At 58.4% G+C, this 19,812-nt stretch carries 16 protein-coding genes; 9 read left to right on the top strand and 7 right to left on the bottom strand.

The window, feature by feature from the left end:
• Window positions 1–57: 57 nt before the first annotated feature.
• From D3878_RS09920 to wrbA, 6 genes are all read right to left on the bottom strand, one after another.
• Window positions 58–1,320 carry a dienelactone hydrolase family protein gene (locus tag D3878_RS09920; RefSeq protein ID WP_233556295.1) on the bottom strand — a complete coding sequence of 421 codons (1,263 nt, stop codon included), beginning with the start codon at window positions 1,318–1,320 and terminating at the stop codon, window positions 58–60.
• 443 nt (window positions 1,321–1,763) lie between these two features.
• Window positions 1,764–3,422, bottom strand: a complete 1,659-nt coding sequence (locus D3878_RS09915) for a sensor domain-containing diguanylate cyclase (protein WP_119785318.1) — start codon at window positions 3,420–3,422, stop codon at window positions 1,764–1,766.
• A gap of 90 nt (window positions 3,423–3,512) precedes the next feature.
• Complete coding sequence (locus tag D3878_RS09910; RefSeq protein ID WP_119785317.1) at window positions 3,513–4,637, bottom strand: YbdK family carboxylate-amine ligase; 1,125 nt, start codon at window positions 4,635–4,637, stop codon at window positions 3,513–3,515.
• A 1-nt stretch (window position 4,638) separates the two neighbouring features.
• A complete protein-coding gene (locus tag D3878_RS09905) occupies window positions 4,639–5,823 on the bottom strand; it encodes a cation:proton antiporter (RefSeq protein WP_119785316.1) in 1,185 nt (394 codons plus the stop codon).
• Window positions 5,824–6,070: 247 nt separating this feature from the next.
• Window positions 6,071–6,448 (bottom strand): DoxX family protein, encoded by a 378-nt coding sequence (locus tag D3878_RS09900; protein ID WP_199688129.1) that lies wholly within the window; start codon window positions 6,446–6,448, stop codon window positions 6,071–6,073.
• Between the two features lie 71 nt (window positions 6,449–6,519).
• Entirely contained in the window at window positions 6,520–7,140 is a 621-nt protein-coding gene (gene wrbA / locus D3878_RS09895) for an NAD(P)H:quinone oxidoreductase (protein ID WP_119785315.1), read from the bottom strand.
• 546 nt (window positions 7,141–7,686) lie between these two features.
• On the opposite strand from wrbA, the gene D3878_RS09890 reads away from it, so the two are divergent.
• The 5 genes from D3878_RS09890 to D3878_RS09870 all read left to right on the top strand — a co-directional run bounded on the left by D3878_RS09890 (window position 7,687) and on the right by D3878_RS09870 (window position 13,620).
• On the top strand, window positions 7,687–8,937 hold the full coding sequence (locus D3878_RS09890) for a cytochrome P450 (protein ID WP_119785314.1): 1,251 nt from the start codon (window positions 7,687–7,689) through the stop codon (window positions 8,935–8,937).
• Between the two features lie 29 nt (window positions 8,938–8,966).
• On the top strand, window positions 8,967–10,187 hold the full coding sequence (locus D3878_RS09885; RefSeq protein ID WP_158592232.1) for an alpha-hydroxy acid oxidase: 1,221 nt from the start codon (window positions 8,967–8,969) through the stop codon (window positions 10,185–10,187).
• A complete protein-coding gene (gene aldA / locus D3878_RS09880; RefSeq protein WP_119785312.1) occupies window positions 10,184–11,626 on the top strand; it encodes an aldehyde dehydrogenase in 1,443 nt (480 codons plus the stop codon). Before D3878_RS09885 ends, aldA begins: the two co-directional genes overlap by 4 nt.
• Window positions 11,627–11,821: 195 nt before the next feature.
• Window positions 11,822–12,571, top strand: coding sequence for a nuclear transport factor 2 family protein (locus D3878_RS09875; protein ID WP_119785311.1), 750 nt, complete (start codon window positions 11,822–11,824; stop codon window positions 12,569–12,571).
• Between the two features lie 2 nt (window positions 12,572–12,573).
• Window positions 12,574–13,620 carry an aldo/keto reductase gene (locus D3878_RS09870; RefSeq protein ID WP_119787810.1) on the top strand — a complete coding sequence of 349 codons (1,047 nt, stop codon included), beginning with the start codon at window positions 12,574–12,576 and terminating at the stop codon, window positions 13,618–13,620.
• A gap of 141 nt (window positions 13,621–13,761) precedes the next feature.
• Here D3878_RS09870 and D3878_RS23770 read toward each other — a convergent pair whose 3' ends face one another.
• Window positions 13,762–16,587: a winged helix-turn-helix domain-containing protein gene (locus tag D3878_RS23770; protein WP_158592231.1), complete on the bottom strand. Its 2,826-nt coding sequence runs from the start codon at window positions 16,585–16,587 to the stop codon at window positions 13,762–13,764.
• Window positions 16,588–17,079: 492 nt separating this feature from the next.
• On the opposite strand from D3878_RS23770, the gene D3878_RS24635 reads away from it, so the two are divergent.
• From D3878_RS24635 to D3878_RS09850, 4 genes are all read left to right on the top strand, one after another.
• A complete protein-coding gene (locus tag D3878_RS24635; protein WP_274381907.1) occupies window positions 17,080–17,211 on the top strand; it encodes a hypothetical protein in 132 nt (43 codons plus the stop codon).
• A gap of 138 nt (window positions 17,212–17,349) precedes the next feature.
• The gene (locus D3878_RS09860; protein ID WP_158592230.1) at window positions 17,350–18,234 is read left to right on the top strand and encodes an EthD domain-containing protein; all 885 of its coding nucleotides are present in this window, start codon (window positions 17,350–17,352) and stop codon (window positions 18,232–18,234) included.
• Window positions 18,235–18,311: 77 nt separating this feature from the next.
• Window positions 18,312–19,274: a PDR/VanB family oxidoreductase gene (locus D3878_RS09855; RefSeq protein ID WP_119787808.1), complete on the top strand. Its 963-nt coding sequence runs from the start codon at window positions 18,312–18,314 to the stop codon at window positions 19,272–19,274.
• A gap of 14 nt (window positions 19,275–19,288) precedes the next feature.
• Window positions 19,289–19,696, top strand: a complete 408-nt coding sequence (locus D3878_RS09850) for an ester cyclase (RefSeq protein WP_119785309.1) — start codon at window positions 19,289–19,291, stop codon at window positions 19,694–19,696.
• Window positions 19,697–19,812: the final 116 nt, after the last annotated feature.

Here is a 19,812-nt window from a genome sequence, read left to right as displayed (position 1 = left end):
CATAAAAAAACGCCGCGCTGGCCTGCGGCGTTTTTATTTATCGGTGGGCTGCGGCCCTCAGGTCTTGTCGGACCATACCACCTTGTCGTCGATGGCATACAGCTTGCACGGCGCGGCGCTGTTTTTCTGGCAATTGGCCAGGGCGCGTTCGGCCGGGTCGTCGCCATCTTCGACCCAGCTCCAGGCGCCGCTGGGCGACAGGGCAAAGGCGCGCGGCTGGGATCTGGTCAGGAATTTGCGATATTGCTCGCGCCCCTGCTCTTGCAGGTGCGGCACGGCAGTAGCATCGGCAATCGCGGCAAAATCGCTGCTCGCGGGCGGGGCCGGTTCTGCGATGTTGAAAATTTCCTCGGCGGGCATACCGATCCGGCGCAGGAATTTCTCGGTTTCCGGCCACCAGATGCGCACGCCATCGCGGCTGCCGCTCATGGCATGCGCATCGTTCTTGAAGGCGCCGAATTTGACCAGGGTCGCCTTGCCGCCGGCATGGGTATATGCCTGGTGCATCTTGCTGGCCAGTTCGTGGTTGAAGTAGCTGTCGTTTTCGCCATAGAACCAGAGGCTGGGGATACGGGTCTGGCCGCCGTAGGTGCCGAAGGCACGCACCAGCGATGCTTTCCATCGACAGCCTTCGGTGCGCAAGCCGCCGGCGAAATTGAGCACGCCTTTGACGCCCGGAAAATCGTGCGTGGCAAAAGCCATTGCCGTCAGGCCGCCGTATGACTGTCCGCCGACCAGGATGCGGTCCGGATCGGCCCACGGCTGCCGCACTGCATAGGCCAGCACATCGTGCAAGTCATCGGCCTGGATCTGACCGTTGGCGGTCATATCGCAATGCTGTTCGAGATATTCGCCGCTGGACCTGGAAAATCCGGTGCGCATCGGGATCACCACGACGTAGCCGCGCTTGACGAATTCGCGGCTGATGGCGAGAAAGCGTGTGCGTTCCTGCGCCCGCGGATCGCCCAGGGACTTGCCGTGGTTGAGTATCAGCAGGGGAAAAGGGCCTTCGCCGGGCGGCATGAATATCGTGGTTTCCAGTGCGCCATTCCAGCCGTGCGCTTGCGCCGTCGCAGGGGCCTTGCCCGTCGCAGCGGCGACATCGGCGCCGCTCGATTTTTCTTGCTTGCCGCTCCATGAGGCGGGTCGGGACTGCACCGGGATCATGACCACGGCTTCATTCAAGCCCGGGTCGAGCGGCGCGGCCCTCTGCGCCACGCAATCATTGGTCCACAGGGCAATGGCGGGAAGGGCGGCGAGTGCCAGAAGCAACATCAGGCGGCGTGCGGTAGGACGGGGAGCGGCAGGCAATCGAAGCATACGGGCAAACGGCTTTGCAAAATCGGGAACAGGTCTTGCGATGGTCCGGGCCGAGGCACGGGGCGATCCGGAGAAGTGTTGCAAAGCCAGGGGGAAACCCGACCAGGCATAGTGCCTTTCCTCCAGTAATTTTCCCCATTGTAAAGAGCGATTTTCTGCAGTCAATGCCAAACTGGAACAACTCCGAAAGAAATTTTCAGAGGGATATAAAAGCAATATGCTTTAGGGGGAAATTGCTGTGAAGTTAGCAAGAAAATGCAGCAACCAACATGCCAATCAGGAACAATCAGGAAAATAAGGGGCGCGTTTATGCAGACTGACCATGCCTGCTTGCGTCATCTATTGTCCGAACGCAATCAATATCCGGAGCGTGCCATCCAGGTCAGCATCGGCATCGGCTAGCCAGATGAGTCAGCGCAAGTGAGGGTGAAGCGCTGGCTGCTTCAGAGGCTGCACACGCGATTGCGGCCGCGTTCCTTGGCCTGATACAAGGCCTGGTCGGCGCGGTTGAACAGGGCTTGGCGGTCGTCACCCGGGCGGTATATGGTGCAGCCGGCGCTGACGGTGACCGAGCGCTGGCCGGCGCACGTTGCGAATGCCTGGCATTCAATGCTGTCGCGGATGCGTTCGGCCAGCTGAATGGCGCCTTCCAGCCCGCATTTTGGCAGGATCAGGACGAATTCTTCGCCGCCATAGCGGCAAGCCTTGTCGGATTGGCGCGTATGCCTGCCGATTTCTTGCGCCACCGCGGCCAGTATGTCGTTGCCCGCGGCATGGCCGTTGGTGTCGTTGAAGCGCTTGAAATGGTCGATGTCGATCAGCAGCAGCGCCAGCGGCTCATGGTCGCCAGCGCGTGCGGTTTCGTGCAGGCGCCGGACCAACTCATCTTCGAATGTGCGGAAATTGAACAGGCCCGTGAGCTGGTCGGTGGAGGCCTGCTTTGCCAGTGCCTCCACCTTCTCTTCCAGCATTGCATTCAAATGGCGGATTTCCAGGACCTGCTCCTGGCTGGTCGCATACAGTTTGCTGTTGGTGATGGCCGTGCCGAGGAAGGACGAGAGATCGCCGAGCAAATCCAGATCGGCATTGGAAAGCTCGACCGTGTGTTCCAGACTGTACAGGGCAAAGATGCCAATCGGTTTCTTGTGATGGCGGATCGGCGAAATGAAGAGAGTGCGCGGCGTGCGCAGAATGGCCAGGCTTTTCTTGTCGTAGCCGGCCAGCGGCAGGTGGCGAATTTCCTGAAAGTCCGGGAACACCATGGCTTCATCCCGCAGCATTACGTAAACCAGGCCGCTGGCGGTGGGGTCGAGCGGATAGGGCGTCTGCAGCAGATGGTGCTCCCATTCCTGGCGGAGTGATTCCAATTGCGGCCTGGCCGCGATCGCCTTGCGGAAATGCAGGTGATCATCTTCGACCAGGTAAAAACTGGCAAGGTCGAATGGCAGCTGACGAATCAGTTCGGCGGCGAACAATTCATAAATCTTGTCGAGCGAAGTCAGACTGGTCATATCGTCCAGAAACTGCAGCAAGCGCTGGTTTTCCGCCACCGCGGCGGTCGCTTCATCGTGCAGCTGTTCCAGATGCGAAAAGTGCAGCCAGCGCGACAGGCTAGCAAGGAACAGGCCCAGGAGTTCCTGCACCTTGGCGAAATCTTCATCGGGAATGGCCGGGCCTTGCTTGAGCAGGACCAGTACACCGATCGGCGCGCCCGCGGGCGCGCCGGGTGCGCACAGCGGCATCCCGGTCATTTCCTGGATTTTCCAGTAGAGCAGGATGTTTTGTTCCTCGCTGTTGGCGTTGCCGGGATTGACGCGCACGAGCTCGCGCGTTGCCATGGCGCGCGCATTCAACTGGCCGTTATCCAGCGGGATCTTGTAGCCGAGGTAGGATTGCTCGAGGTTCTGGTATTCGGCGGGGTAGCGGATTTTCAGGCAACTGAGATACCCCCCGGAGGCATCCCGCATATTCACAAGATAGCCATCCGCCACGCCCAGTGCGACGATTTCTGCGCACAGCAAATCGAGCAAGTCGTCCAGACGTTCGGCATTGATGATGCCGTTAATGATTTGATATGTCCGTTCTGGCGCCAGAAAGGGCATTTCACTCCCCCAATATTTTTATACTTGTTGTTACTTTACCTTGATTCCGGCTTAACGGCCAGTTAACGGCCAGTTAACGGCCAGTGTCGGCTAGGCGCATCCTTGCCGGAAGCGCTGGATCGCCGAATCCACCATGCCTTCGGCGCTGCCGGTGGCGATATATTGCTCGCGCAGGTAAGTGGCGTCATTGCCCTCATGGCTGGCCTGGTACAGGTGCTCGAACGCCGCCAGGCTGCCCAGTTCGGTGGCGTGCGGTTCCATGCGGCGCAGGGTGGTCAGGATATCTTCGCGCAAGGAGAGCGTTTCATGGGTTTTCGGATGCACAATGGTGCCATCCAGGCCGAACCGGCAAGCCTGGAAGCGGTTGTAGTTATAGACCAGGTAATCATCCTCGGCGGGCGCCGGCTCTTCGCGTTGCAGCAAATGGCGGCACAATGCCTGCAGATAGCAGGCCAGCGCCGCCGCCCGCTCGACGCTCAGGGGCGTATCGCAGACGCGCAGTTCGATGGTGCCGAATTCCGGCTTGGGGCGGATGTCCCAGTAAAAATCCTTCATGCTCTTGACCACGCCGGTATGTTCCATGCGGGCGAAGTAATCGTGTTCAAACTCGTCCCAGCTGTGCAAAAACGGCGCTCGTCCGCTCAAGGGAAAAGCCGAGACCGAATTCAGTCGCGCCGAACTGAACAGGGTATCGCGCCCCTGAAAAAACGGCGAGGAGGCCGACAGGGCGATGAAGTGCGGCACATAACGGTTCAGGGCATGCAGCAGGTAGATGGCATCGTCGCCGGAAGCGCAGCCGATGTGCACGTGCTGGCCGAACACCGTGAATTGCTTGGCCAGGTAACCATACAGCGCCGAGACTTCCTTGAAGCGCGGCTTGGAAAATATCCGGCGTTCCGACCATTGCTGGAATGGATGAGTGCCGCCGCCGCACACGCCGATGTTCAGCTGGTCGGCGGCATGCACCAGGGTATCGCGGATGCGTTGCAACTCATCCAGCAGGCCGGGGAAATCCGCATGCACGCCGCTGTTTATTTCGATCATGCTCTCGGTGATTTCCGGGGTCACGTTGCCAGGGAAGGGCTTGCGCGACAACAGGTCCAGCATGTCGGGGCTGGCCGCCACCAGGTCGAAGTCGGAAAGGCTCACCAGCTGCAATTCCAGCTCGACGCCCATGGTCAGCGGCCGGGATGTGTTGAAGGGTTCCAGCGGCATGTCAGTTCTCCTCGCTTGAAGTTTCGCGGGCCCAGATCAGTGCGCGCTGCGTGAGGATCGGGCCGATCACTTCCATCACCAGCACCATGGCCGCCAGTGGCGCCAGGTGGCTTATCAGGTCGATCTGCAGGAATCGGGTCTGTTCCAGCATCAGGATCGCGAATACCGACGCCGGGCTCAAGGCCAGGCCGGTCAGCAAGCCCTTGCGCCAGGAAATGCCGCTGACGCGGGAAAACAGCGTCACGCCGACGATCTTGGCCAGGATGCGGGCAACGATGAGCAGCAAGCCCAGGCCGATACCGGCCAGGGCTTGCTGCCACTCCAGCGTGGTGGCGACGAAGATGAATAGCGGAATCACCAGCAGGTCGCCCAGCACACCGAAATTGCGCTGGGTCTGGCTCAGGGTTTCGCGTCGATGGCGCGCCACCAGGCCAAAGGTCAGGGTGCTCAGGATGGGCGAGAAATGCAGCGCATGCGACAGCGCCACCAGCAGGATCACGCCAATGGCGAAGCCGACCGTCGCATCGCTGCCGACATTGCCGAGCCGGCGCCGCAGTGCCGGGATCAGCACGCCGAACAGCGCGCCCAGCAGGGCTGACAGGATCAGTTCCACCAGACTGTTCCAGCCGGCCTTGAGAATGCTGCCGGAACTCTGGAACAGCCAGTAGCCGATGATGACCTTGAAGGCGAACACTGCCATCACCGAATTCAGCGCCGACAGGTGCAGTGCGCGCTCGGTCACCTGGCCCGAACTCGATTGCTCGTTGATCACGCGCAGGATCCCCGCCGGCGAGGTGGACATCGCCAAGGACGCCAGCAGCAGCGCGGTCATGGTCGGTGCACCATACCAGGTTGCAATGTAATAGACCACCGCAAAGGTCCCAAGCGCCTCGGCCACGCTGGAGGCGCCAATCCAGGGATTGACTTTCAGCCAGTGCAGGTTGATCCGATAACCAAGCTCGAACAGGATCAGGCCGAATGCGACATCGGCCAGCACCAGCATGTTGCTGTCGGCCGCTTTCGGCAGGAAGCCGATTTGTGTATTCGCGAGCAGGAAGCCGACCAGGCCATACAGGCTAATGCGCGGCAAGCCGGTCCAGCGGTGGCCGAATTCACCGGCCACCCAGCCAATGGCGATGGCAAACGGCCAGGCCAGTTCATACGGGATCGACAGGGTTTCGAGCATGGGCGGTCCTCATGAAAAATGGGTGTTGCTTGGGGAATCACGCCGGGCGCGCAGGATGGAGCCGCATGCCATTGATCGGTTCTCCATGCGTGGTGCGCTGCCAGTGGAACTGAGCCGATCTGATGCCTGGCTTCGGCATGCATGCAATCGGCTCAAGGGCGTGAACGAGGGGGCGACGGTGCCGTGCATTATATGCACCGTCGCTTAAGGGGACCTTAACTTGCTTGCCGCTTGCTTTCGAGCGGATTTACTTTGCAATCTTGTCGTCGATGCTGGGCGCGCCAGCGCCATATTTGACAAATAACAGGAAGCCACCTGCCATCGCCAGATTTTTCAGGAAATTATTCATCTGGCCAGGCTCGGCAAAATTGGTGTGGGCAATAAATGCAGAACCGATGCTGAACAAGGCGAGGATGGCGGCGACCCAGCGTGTCTTGAGACCGAACAGCAGGGCCAGTCCGCCGCCGAGTTCGATCAGGATGACCAGCGGCACCAATATGGCGGGCAAGCCAATCGATGTGAAATACCCTTGGGTGCCGCTATAGCCGGTGAGCTTGCCCCAGCCCGCAATGATAAAAATGAGCGACATCAACAACCGTGCTGCGATTTCCAGTCCCTTGTCCATCTTGCTCTCCCTTTGGTTGACACAACGCAGACTGGATTGCAGCCAGGAAGCCGCAATCCGGCAAATTGGTTTTATTTCTGTGCCTGTTTTTTGGCGATCTCCGCAACATGGCGCCCCTGGAAGCGCGCCATCGCCAGTTCATTTTCGCTTGGCATGCGCGAACCGTCGCCGGAAGTGATGGTAGACGCGCCATAGGGGCTGCCGCCGGAAATCTCGCTCATGGTCATTTGCCGCGTCTCGGAATAGGGCAAGCCGACGATGATCATGCCCTGGTGCAGCAGGGTGGTATGGAAACTGGTCAGGGTGGTTTCCTGGCCGCCGTGCTGGGTCGCGGTGCTGCTGAAGACGCTGCCGACCTTGCCCACCAGTGAACCATTCATCCACAGGCTGCCGGTCTGGTCGAGGAAGTTGCGCATTTGCGCGCACATGTTGCCAAAGCGCGTAGGCGTGCCGAAGATGATGGCGTCCGCCTCGGGCAATTGCTCCACCGTGGCCACCGGGATGTGCGCAAAGGCCTGGCGTGCTGCCTTGGCGCCGGATTTTTCCAGAACCTCGTCGGGCACCAGTTCCGGCACTTGCAAAAGCCTTACTTCGGCGCCCTCGACCTCGCGCGCGCCTGCCGCCATTCCTTCAGCCATCTGGTAGATGTGCCCATAGGAACTGTAGAAAATAATTTGTATCTTGACAGACATGCGACCTCCTTTGATAGGGTGGTGCGGAATTTCTGTGCAATGTTTTTCAGCTTAGTTGATATATAGCATTCTTGCAATTGTCTTGAATCTTCCGCTGAATATGTCACCGGCGCGCCATATCAAGGCTCCGAGCTCGATAAGATGGGACGCAATATGGCGCATCTGGCGATTTTCGCCCTGTTGTACAGACTGTCAAACACAAAGATCAATCTTTGCCATGAAAGTGCTGACCTGGACATCTTTCTTTGGTGCCATCCTGGCCGCGCACTTCATGCCGCGCCAATCCGACTCCCTTCGTGGCTTCCTCGAAGCCCTTCCATTTTTCAGTATATGCCGCCACCCAATAACTACTCAACAAGGGTGGGTCCTCGTCCTGAGCCGATGAATATAGTGGCCTTGTAGTAAAAGCCCACGGGCAAAAATTATAAGTCGGAGACAAACATGAATATTTCGCTTCCATTCGGAAGCACTGAAGTTCTCTTCGAGAAGAGCGGGGGCGCTCAGGCCTGGCATCCAGGTAAAAACTATCAGTCACAGGAGACATAGATGAATCACCACGATATTAATTTGACTGCCGCACAAGTCGACAAACTCGGCAAGGCTTACGATCCGCTCGACCATGACGTCAAGCAGGACCCCTATCCCTACTATGCCAAATTGCGTCGCGACGAGCCCGTCAAGTGGATCGAGGGTTTGCAGGCATTCGCGGTCTCGCGCTATGACGATGTTGACATTGTGCTGAAGGATGCAAGCATCTTCAGTTCAGCGCAGTTCTGGCCGGCCTTGCTGGGCGAGTTCGACCCGGTGCCGGAAGTGCCGCCGATGATTTCGATGGATCCGCCAAATCATATGCAGCTGCGCAAGCTGGTCAATCGGGCCTTCCTTCCTACCCAGGTCAATGCGCTGCAGCAGCGTAGCGCCGACATCGCCAATCAGCTGATCGACGATCTGGTCGCGAAGTACGGCGCAGAAGGCAAATGCGACTGGGTTTGGGATTTTACTTCGCTGTACCCGGTGACGGTGATTTCCGAGGTGCTGGGGGTACCCAGCGAGCGTCGTGCCGAATTCAAGGTGTGGGTCGATGACGTGCTGGGCGCGGCCAATCGGGCCGCCTATGGTCCGGAGCGCTTGGCGGAGATCCGCAAAAGCTCGGACGCGGTGCGCGCCTTCTTTGAGGAATTGTATGACCAGCGTAGCGCCAATCCTGGCAGCGACATGATTTCCACGCTGATCCAGGCCGAAGTTGACGGCACCAGGTTGACCCGCATTGAAGTCATCCAGATGGCCATTCTGCTGTTGATCGGCGGCGTCGAAACCACGACCAATCTGCTCGGTTCTGCGCTGGTGGAATTCAGTCGCCGACCTGAAGTGTATGCACGGGTGCGCAACGATCCTGCGCTGATTCCGGCATTTATCGAAGAGTTGCTGCGCTTTAATCCTACGGTGCAAATGATCTTCCGTCATACCACGCGGGATACCGAGCTGTCTGGCGTACATATGCCCAAGGGCTCTGCTGTCATGGTGCTGCTGGCCTCTGCGAACCGCGACGAAACCCGCTTTGACGATTCGGAATCCTTTGACCTGGACCGCAAGCCCTCGGCCCCCTTGATGTCCTTCGGCCAGGGACCGCATTTCTGTCTCGGCAAGTATCTGAGCCTGATGGAGACGCGCTCGGCACTTGAAACTGCATTCAAGCGTTTCGAAACGCTCGCGTCGGTTTCGGAAGAAGTCGAATGGATCGATTCGTATTTTGCCCGAGGTCCGCACAAATTACCGGTGCACTACAAGGTGAGATAAGTGCAACTCTTGATCTACCGGACGACGTCATGACCAGAATTAACGATTGCTTTAATCTGCTCGATTTTGAAAAAGCGGCCCGTGAACGTCTGCCCAGTCCGCTTTTCCATTACATCAGCGGCGGCGCCGATGATGAGACTACCAAAAGCGCTAATACATCGTCGTTTGACCGGTACCACCTCACTCCCGCTTTTTTGCGCGACATCCGCAAGGTGGACATGCGGCGGACAGTCTTCGGAGTGGACCTCGCATGGCCAGTGATGCTTTCCCCCACCGGCTTGACCGGGGTCTTTCATCCCGACGGGGAAAGGGCCGTGGCCCAGGCGGCGGCAAGTAGCGGCGTGGCCTATTCGCTGTCCACGATGGCGACAACCAGCATCGAAGATGTGGCGGCCGCAGCCAGGGGACCGAAAATCTATCAGCTGTATTTGCTGAAAGACGATGCCGCCAACATCGAGATGATCGATCGCTGCAAGGCCGCGAACTTCGACGTCCTGTGCCTGACGGTCGACACCGTTGTGGCCGGCAATCGCGAACGCGACCATCGTACCGGCCTGACGGTGCCACCGCGATTGAATCGCCGCAACATCGTCGGATTCGCCAGGCGCCCGGCCTGGTGTCTCCGGTATCTCGCAGGCGGCGGCGTGAGTTTGCCGAATATTCCAGCCGGCGATGGCAATCAGAATCTGGGCACGCTTGCCGCCTATTTTGCCGCCAACATGGAGCAGAACATCACCTGGTCGCGCGTCGAACGCCTGATGCGTCACTGGGGCAAGCCGTTCATCGTCAAGGGCCTGCAGTCAGTGGCGGATGCGCGCAACGCCGCCGCAAGCGGGGTCACCGGCATCGTTGTCTCGAACCATGGCGGTCGGCAGCTAGACGGTGGCGCCGCCACAGTCGATCTGGTCGCCAATATGGTCGATGCAGTCGGCGACCGCTTGGAGGTCGTCCTGGATAGCGGCGTGCGGCGCGGCAGTCATGTCGTCAAGGCGCTTGCGATGGGCGCGCGGGCCTGCATGATCGGGCGGCCCTACCTGTATGGACTTTCCGCATTTGGCAAGCCCGGTGTCGAGCGGGTCTTGGGCCTGTTACGGCAAGAAACCGAAAGAACGCTCGGCTTGATTGGCTGTGCCAGTGTCGACGAAGTCAGTCGGCGGCACATTACGCCTGCGGACAGGTTGCCAGACTTTCTGCAATACGCGGCAGCAGAGCCGAACCCTACTACCAAATTTACCCGGAGTATGAAATGACAAACATTGTTCCTGAATTCAAACACTTTGTGGCCGGCAGCTTTGCGTCCGGATACGCCGACAGCATCAAGGTGTACAACCCTGCGAATGGCGTATTGCTCGGCGCGATACCGGATGGAGATGAAAATCTGGTCAATGATGCAGTCGCCGCGGCTCGTGCTGCCCAGGACGGCTGGGCAGCCAGGCCGGCCAATGAGCGTGGCCAGTATCTGCGCCGCATGGCTAAGATCGTTCGTGAAAATACTTCGCGCCTTGCGCGAGTCGTTGCAACAGAGCAGGGGAAAGTGCTGTCGCTGGCGGAAATGGAAGTTTTCATGGCCGCCGAATACCTGGACTACATGGCGGAATGGGCGAGGAGAATCGAGGGCGAAATTATCTCCAGCGATCGGGCGCGCGAAAACATTTTTCTGTTTCGCCGGCCGATGGGGGTTGTCGCGGCGATCTTGCCATGGAATTTCCCATTCTTCATGATCGTCCGAAAAGCGGCGCCGGCGCTTGTCACGGGCAATACGGTCGTGATGAAGCCCAGCGAGGAAACGCCTTATAGCGCCTACGAATTCGCCAAAATCGCCGCCCAGGTCGAGTTGCCGACCGGCGTATTCAATCTGGTGGGCGGATTGGGCCAGAGCGTCGGACAGGCGCTGGTGGGACACCCCGGGATCGACATGGTCAGCTTCACCGGCAGTTCGGCAGCCGGCTCGGCGATCATGGCAAATGCCGCGCGCAACATCACCAAGGTCAATCTTGAACTTGGCGGCAAGGCACCCTCGATCGTACTGGCCGATGCCAATATCGATCTTGCCGTGACGATGCTGAAGGTATCCAAGTCCATCAATAGCGGGCAAGCCTGCAACTCTACCGAGCGGGTTTTTGTCGAGCGCGCCATATACGCCGAGTTCAGCGACAAACTCGCGGCCGCGGTGGCATCGATCAGTTTCGGCGATCCGCTGGGAGCCACTCCAGTCGACATGGGACCCCTGATCAATCGCGCCAGTGTCGAAAGGATCGGCCAGCTGGTGGATGATGCCAGGGCAAACGGCGCCGAGATACTGACTGGCGGCAGTCGTGGCGAAATCGGCGATGGCTGCTATTTCAGGCCGACCGTCATTGCCAACACCAATGCAAACATGCAGATTCTGAAACGTGAAATATTCGGCCCGGTGATCCTGGTCGAGCCGGTCGATGATCTCGATGAGGCGATCAAATTGGCCAATGCGAACGAGTACGGCCTGAGTTCATCGATTTTCACCAGCAATCTCGGCTCGGCCATGCATGCGGTCAATTCCCTGAAATACGGTGAAACCTACGTCAACCGGGAAAATTTCGAGACGATCCAGGGCTTCCATGCAGGCGTGCGGCGTTCGGGTATCGGCGGCACAGACGGCAAGCATGGCTTGTATGAATACATGCATACCCAGGTGGCATACATTCAGAATTGAAGTGGCGTTGTAAAAGCTACAGCGGACATTTACTGTGATCTTGAAAGTAACCGCTGGAGAAGACGCGATGCACATTTCTTATGGCAGTAGCTTGAAAGTAAGCACCCCGTGCAGTCATAGCACGGGGTCACTCGGTCGATTCGCGCCGTAGCCATTAGTTGGCGATTGCGCACATATTTCTAAGGAGACGCTTTAATGAAAAAAACTGAACAACTCACCGATTTGTCCCGCCGCGCCGCCTTGGGCAAGGCTTCCAAAATGGCGCTGTCCGGCGGTGCACTCGCTCTTTTGGCGGGGAATGCTGCAATGGCTGCCCAAAGAGCCGGGGCGAAGACCGCCGGTGCCCAGCGCAGCAAGAATTTCACGACGGCTGAAGATTGGGTGACGGCATTCTTCAATAAAGGCGCCGACGTGGTGCTCGGCTATTACGACGATAAATTTATCTGGGAAGATATCGAGTTTGGGCAAACCATCGCAACCAAGGAAGAGCTGCACAAGGCATTCCTGGTGTTTAACAATTCCGGTCCCGAATCGCCGTTCGGAGTGCATAAGTTCGAAATGATCAGTTATGACGGCGGCGTCGTTGCGCCAGGATCGAAAGCCGAGAAGAGAAAAGCCGCTGCGCCGGCGGACTGGAATGCAAAGGATTACAAGCGTCTGGCTAGCAATATTCTGCTCGGTGCCGATTTCGAGTACGACGAGTGGGGCTACATGCAGTGGGTGTGGCAAGCCACGCATAATGAAGATTTCTTTGGCATTCCTGCGAAAGGAAAAACCACCTATACCCGCGGTACGACGACGCAATTCTATCGGAAAGGAAAAATTGTTCGCTGCCGCACGCATTGGAATTTCCGCGAGTTCGCAATACAACTGGGCGTGATCCCGGCGCCGGACGAAAAATGGCGCAGTGTGCCCAATGCTGAAGCGAAAGCGTTGAGGACATGACCATGCGCTATTCGATCCTGGGACGGAGCGGATTACGGGTTTCAAAAATGTGCCTGGGCACGATGACTTTCGGGCCTGGAAGTGACTGGTCCCGCCCGGAAGCAGAATCGCGCGCGGTATTTGAAGCCTATGCCGAAGCTGGCGGAAATTTCATCGATACCGCCAACATGTACACCGGCGGCGAAAGCGAACGTATCGTTGGCCGGCTGGTGGCGAGCGATCGGGAGCGATTCGTGGTCGCCACCAAGTATGCCAATGCGGTGCCGGGAAGGAATGACGCCAATGCCGCAGGGATGCACCGCAAGAGCCTGACGCAGTCGCTCGATGCCAGTCTCAAGCGTCTTGAACTTGACTACATCGATCTCTATTTCGTCCACTGGTGGGATTTCACCACGCCGGTGGAAGAGGTCCATCGCGCGCTGGACGACGCGATCAGCGCCGGCAAGATCCTGCATATCGGTTTGTCGGATGTGCCGGCATGGGTTGTGTCGCGCGCCCAGGCGTTCCATGAGTTGCGCGGGCTTGCCCCGATCGCCTGCATGCAGCTTGAGTACAGCCTCGTGCAGCGGTCCATCGAGCGAGAGCACCTGGCTTTGGCCAACACCTATGACATCGGCGTGACTGCATGGTCGCCGATGGCAGGCGGCATTCTGAGCGGGAAGTACACCCGGCAAAATCAGCATGGCGGCTCTGTGCGGCTGGAGTCGATGCAGTTGCAGGAACTCAATGCACGCAACCGCACAATTGCGCTGGCGGTAGATGCTGTCGCGGATCGTCTTGACGTCGCCTCTTCGCAGGTGGCGCTGGCATGGGTGATGTCGCGCGGTGTCATCCCGATCGCCGGAGCGACATCGGTCAATCAATTGCGAGAAAACATCAAGGCAAGCGAACTGGTACTGGATGCGGCGACGTTGCGAGAGCTTGATCAGGCCAGCGCGTTTGATCTCGGCCATCCCTATTCGATGGTGGATTGGGAAATGCAGAAAGCGCTCGGCTATGGCGGCATGTTTGATCAGATCGATATGCCATATTTCCCGTCAGTTAGATAACAGCATGCTCGTTCGGCAACTGCCGTATGTCCGACATTAGCGTCAATTAGCATGGCGTCGGCGCTTGCCAGGGACGGACGGCCATTGCCGGTATAGATATCGTTGGGAAAGCCAACGATATCTATTTTTTTGCGTCCAGCGCTAGTGCGCAATGATGCCGGTACGCCGCGCCTTGTCGACCGCATCGACACGGTCGACGACATCCAGTTTGCCGAAAATGTTCTTCAGGTGCCACTTGACGGTGTCGATCGAAACATTCATTGTTGCGGCGATACGTTTGTTCGGCATGCCCTGTGCGAGCAGTTTAAGAACATCGCACTCGCGCGTACTCAGCCGGTTTGGTCCAGTATTCGCATAGTCTTCTTCACGGCGCGGGGACATCTCGCGGCACGCTTGCTTGTTCGTGTTGAATGCGGCCAGGATGGTCCCGAAGTGCTTGTCCAGGACCCCGTTGCCAGGCTCTTCGGCAGCGAGCCTGGCGCGGGCCGATACAAGCAGCGTTTGGCAGGCGTGCCCTTCATCCGTGAAGCTGCGCACCATTCCCGAGCGGATGCTCAGCCGAACTGCATCGCACATCGCCATGGCTGCTTTCTCGGTGTTTCCCTGCCTATCAAGCGCCATCGCGCGCAGCAGCTGGATGCAAACCATGATGCCGTGGCGGCAGGCGATCACCGGCGTGCCGGCCAGCGAGTCCAGCAAGGCCAACGCGCTGTCGGCGTCGTCACTGGCAATGGCGCAGCGCACGCGCGACAGGCGCGCGATCAGCGGCATCTCCATCGCATTGCCCAATGTCGCCCATTTCGGCTCGGCGCCATAGGGGATGGCGAGGCCTTCAAGTTGTTGCTGCAGCAGCAACGCGGTGAGCTGGTCGCCCTGCAGCAGCGCCATCCTGATCCGTTCGCCGAGCGATGCCGCGATCGGCCGCACCAGGCCTTTGCTGGCGCCGTAGGTCTTGAGCTGGTCCAGCAAGTCGCAGGCCGCATCCATATCGCCCCGGATGAAGCGCAGCTTGGCGCCAGTCAGGTAAGCCTGCACCACGCTTTCGAAAAACAGCAACTGGTTCATGACGTCGAGCCGTCCTGCCAGCAGGCTTTCTGCCTCGGCGAGCGAGTTGGTTTCGTAAAGCACTTCGGCCAGATAGCTGGCGACTGCGCATGCCGGCGTCGAGCGGCGACCGAACTTCTCCTCGGCGAGAGCGAGAGCATCGCGCAAGCCAGAAATCGCCGTGGCAAAATCGCCCTGCATCATGAATTGCCGGGCAAGGAAGCTGCGGTCGTACGAAAGGGCGATGGTCCATTTTGTTTTTTTCAGGTTTTCCCTGAACAGGGTCTGGAATGCCTTGACCTTTTCAAACTGCCCGGCATAGCCGTAAGCATAACTCAGGACATTGCACGCGACAGTGTTGTGGAATACATCTCCCGACGGCATTGTCATGGCGTCGAGCTCAAGCGCAACGTTGCTGTGCTCGCTGATGCATGCCAGGGCGCTTCGGCATACCGCGAATTCGAATGGCGTGATACCGCCTGGCAATGACACGCCGGCAGACAGGCCATCCAGTTCGGTTTGGGAGCCCGTCAGGTCATTGCTCAATGCTAGCGCCCAGAATTTCGCCAGGCGCAAACGCCAGCGCGTTGCCAGCAGTTCTGCGGGGACGTTGGCGACCCAGGCAAGGACGTTGTTCAGGTTGCCTTGCTCGACGGCCGTCATGGCGCATCGTTCAATCAGGTCATGGGCGTAGGTATTTTCGCCTGCGCTTAGCGCATGCTGGACCGCCTCGATCAGATAGCCCTGTTTCTCGAACCACACGCTGGCCTTGAGATGCAGGGCCGGCAGGTCCACCAGGGCCAGCGTACTGCGGCATATTCGCAGGAAGCTCGAGAACTGGGGCGAATTGATGGACTCGGGATCCTCCAGAAAGTCGCTTGCCTTGGCATGGAGCCCACCCAGATGTTCCACAACGCGCTTCACCAGTTGACGCCGCAAATACTCGGCAAACAGTGGATGGAAGCGATACCAGTTATCTTCATGATCAAGCGGCACGAGGAGCACGCCGTCGGATGCCAGTTTTTCCAGCACTTCGTCGACATGGGATACGCCGATGACCGCTTCACACAGTGGCGCTGCGAAGCGGTCGAAGATTGACATCTGCACCAGCAGGTCGGCCGTTTCCGGCGGCAGGCGTTCGAAGGTGCTCTGCAGTATCGACTCGGAGAGATGACTGTGTGCTACGGCCAGCGCGCTTTGCGTGCCATGCGTATTGCCGTCGGCCCGCCAGGCCATCGACAGCATCTGGATTCCAGCCACCCAGCCTTCCGTGGCATCGTGCAGCGTGCGGCTCTGCTCCGGTTCGACCTGATCGGACACGCGCTCAGCCAGCAACGCATGAGTCTCGTCGAAGGTGAAGCGCAACGACTTGACCCCGATCTCTGTGATCCGGTCGTGCACCCGCAGTTGATGATGGGGGAAGGGTAGTCCGGTGCGCGAGGAGATAACCAGGTGAAAGTTGGTGGGGGCGTAATCGAGCACGCGCTCGATCATGTCATGGATGTCCTGGTTGACGATGTAGTGGTAGTCCTCGAGCACGAGATAGATCTCGGCGTCAAGTGTCGAAAGATCATTGATCAGGGCAGTCACGAATGAGGAGATGGCGTTCGTTTCGCCACGCCGGTAGACGGCAAGTGCGCCTTGGCCGAAGTCGCATCCGGCCTGCTGCAGGGCGGCTATCCAGTATGTGAGGAACTGGCTCTCTTCATTATCGGATGCATCCAGGTTGATCCAGCCAACCTTGCATCCTTGAGTAACCAGGCTCTGGCGCCATTGTGTGAGCAACGAGGTCTTGCCAAAGCCGCTCGCGGCCTTGATGAAAATGAGGCTGTGGTAGGCCTCTTCATTGAGTCGGTCGATCAGGCGTGCCCGGTCGACAAGCTTGCGCCGGTAGCGCGGTGGAACGGTTTTGGTCGTGATCATGGCTGAACCTCGAAGTCGTCTCGACTAAATTCGGTTGGCAAAGAAGCATCCAGAAAGAGGAGCGATGGCGTCAACACATTGACGCCATCGCGATGTGTTGACGTGTCCTCTTGCAATGGAAATTAGCGCGAAAAAATTAAATTCTGGTATGCCCGGCACAACGCACTGCCGGAGACAAGGACGCGAGCTTGCACCCTGCGCCAGCACTGGCTTGCGCGATCGCGGCTGCAGGGGATGAATTGCAATAAAAAATGAATTTCAAAATATTCATGCTTGTCTCCAACTTTTAATTTTTAAAGAGTATGTCATAAATTTTCTGCCCTCCATACCCCTTCCATGCTGCAGATTTCGAAAAGAGATCGAGCGAATAATCCGAAGCCGGCCAGCTACCCAATAACCCCTCAAGAAGGGTAGGTCGTCGTCGAAAGCCGATGGATATAGTGACGCTGTACTACAAAAAGCTGTCAGGAAAAATAAAAGTTGGAGACAAGCATGAATATTTTTGATTTCTTCCGGAATGGCTTTTCACACCCTGCTGCCGTGATCTCGCGTGCTGGTGCTGCGGGGGCATCCCTTCTTTATGGTGTGCTGGTGCAATGGGCGCTTCCATTCTTCATGTCCTGAAACGGCCTGCGCCGGGTGAGCAAGCACGCTCCCGTCGCATTATTCAAAATCGGCGAGCCCCTGGGTTCAAGGAGACCTAACATGGTAATGACAGCCGTTCTGCCCACACAAAATTCATCAAAGAAAAATGATGAGGCAGTGACAACTATCGCTCTGCTTGTGAAAAAAAATGGCATTTCCCAATCGCTCTTTTCTCGCTACTGGCGCGATGTGCACGGGGTGCTGGCGGCGCGCATCCCTGGCTTTGAATCCTACCTTCAGTTCCACCTCGATGAGCCTTTGCAGGATGTTGAGATGACGGTGAAAACCGCGACTGCCGCGATTGGGCGTTCGGTTAAGTTCGATGGCATTGCGGAAGTTCTCTATGAAAAAGAACAGGACCGTGCTGGCCTGGCGACGAGCGCAGTGGCTGCGCTGATCCAGGAGGACGAGCGCAATGTGTTTCAGACTTCGCTTCTGTACAACCTTGCGCCGGGCGCAAGCCGTACGTATGTAGACCGGTTGGCGCAGGATGGCAAGCCGGACGCCGAACGGCCGGAAGCAGCCAGTGCCTTCCTGCTGGTCGGACGCCGGCCCGAACAGGCGGGGGCGGATACCGTCGGCGCGATTGAGAGCACCTTGCTGCCTGCGCTGCTGGATCGTGCAGGCGTTTTGAAATTGCGGTCGCATGTGCTCATTTCCGGCGACCCGCATTGGTGGAGTCCCGCCGGTGTCGAGCATGCACAGACACCCGAAACCACCTTTGACGTCGCGATCCAGATCGTCTGCCAGGATCAGTCGAGCCTGGCTGCTTGCCTGACGGAAGTGTTCTCTGCCGTTGGTGCGACGCTGTTCCAAAGCATCGGCAATGTCCATGTGTATCCGATCCGGGCAGCCTACCGCATGGTCGATGCCGGACGTCCCACCCAGCTTGGCCTGCGTGGTCTGGATGTCATGCAAACCATAGACGCAATCGGCGCCGACAACCAGCGGCAGGATGCCGTCTTGAACTGTATCTATGGCATATCTGCCTCTGCGTCCTAAGCGGATGTGGCGGCAGGACAGGCGGAAAGGCGCGAATAATCCTGCGCCCCGCGCGAATGAATTACCAGGAGGATGTGATGATTGAAGTAGTTGTGAAAAAAAAGCAGCATGAAGCGGAAGACATCGTCAGTCTTGAATTGGCTCGCTGCGACGGGGGCGTGCTGCCGCCGTTCTCGGCCGGCGCCCACATTGACGTGCAAGTCGGCGATGGCTTGCTGCGACAGTATTCATTGTGCAATCACCCGTCGCAGCAGCAATCGTACCTGATTGCCATATTGCGCGACCCGGTTTCGCGCGGCGGCTCGGTGGCCCTGCATGACCGCGTCCAGCAAGGCGATACGCTGATGATCAGCGAACCTCGCAATCTGTTCCCGCTGCAGCACGGCGCGGGCCGTTCGCTGCTGATGGCGGGCGGGATTGGCGTAACCCCCATGCTCTGCATGGCCGAGTACCTGTGGCATACCGGTGCCGATTTTGAAATGCATTACTGCGCACGCGCGCAGAACCGGATGGCTTTTTATGATCGCATACGGAACTCCGCTTTTGCCGGTCGCGTGTTCTTTCATGTTGACGACGGTGCCGACGAGCAGCGGCTGAATGCTCCAGAACTGCTCGTCGCGACCGCTGCCCAGTCCGGGACGCATCTCTATGTCTGTGGCCCGACGGGCTTCATGAAGGCGATTCTCACTGCGGCGGATGCTGCCGGCTGGCCGGGAGAACGCCTGCACCGCGAGTATTTCGCCGCGCCGGAATCTGCAGACCCATCGGCGAGCCGCGCGTTTGACGTGAAGATTGCAAGCACCGGAGCGGTCTACACCATCGAAAAGGATAAAAAAGTCACGGACGTCCTGGCGCAGAACGGCATCAGCATTCCCGTCGGCTGTAACGAGGGAGTCTGCGGCACCTGCCTGACGCGGGTGCTTGATGGCGAGCCGGATCATCGGGACGTTTGTCTGTCTGACGCCGAGCGCGCGGCGAATGACCAGTTCATGCCTTGTTGTTCGCGTGCCAGGAGCCAGCTTCTGGTTCTGGATATTTAAATAGGAGATAAAAAATGAATCTTAAATGGGCGCAACACTGGATCGGACTCTTCGCCAATGGCACCGACGAGTTGATGACGCTTTACTCGCCAAGCTTTCAATTCGAAGACGTCAATTTCGGCATACAGATCAAGGACGATCCGGCGGCATTGCGGAAGTTTTTTTCCGGCTTCGTGATCAGCAATCCGGAGCTGAGCTACAACAAATTCGATGTGTTTGATTACGTCGGCGATGACAAGCTCGGCTCGTTCCAGTGGACCTGGGAAACCAAGCATGCAGGTGACTTCCTGGGGCGGCCGGCAGCCGGCAAGATCACCAAGACCCGGGGCGTGACCGTGATGGGCTGGAAAGACGGCAAGATCATCCTCGAGCGCAGCATCTGGGATGCGATCCCGGTGTTCCAGCAGCTTGCAGCGGCATGAGCGAGGGCATCCCGGCGGCGCTCTGAAAGCTGCCGCCGGGGCGGCCGCGCGCGCTGATGGCGTTCAGCAAAGAAGCGGTCTGGATGGAATCATATTTTGCAAGCGGGCTGCAGCGC

This window comes from Noviherbaspirillum sedimenti (assembly GCF_003590835.1).
Lineage (GTDB): Bacteria > Pseudomonadota > Gammaproteobacteria > Burkholderiales > Burkholderiaceae_D > Paucimonas > Paucimonas sedimenti.
This window is presented reverse-complemented; position numbering and strand designations above follow the sequence as displayed.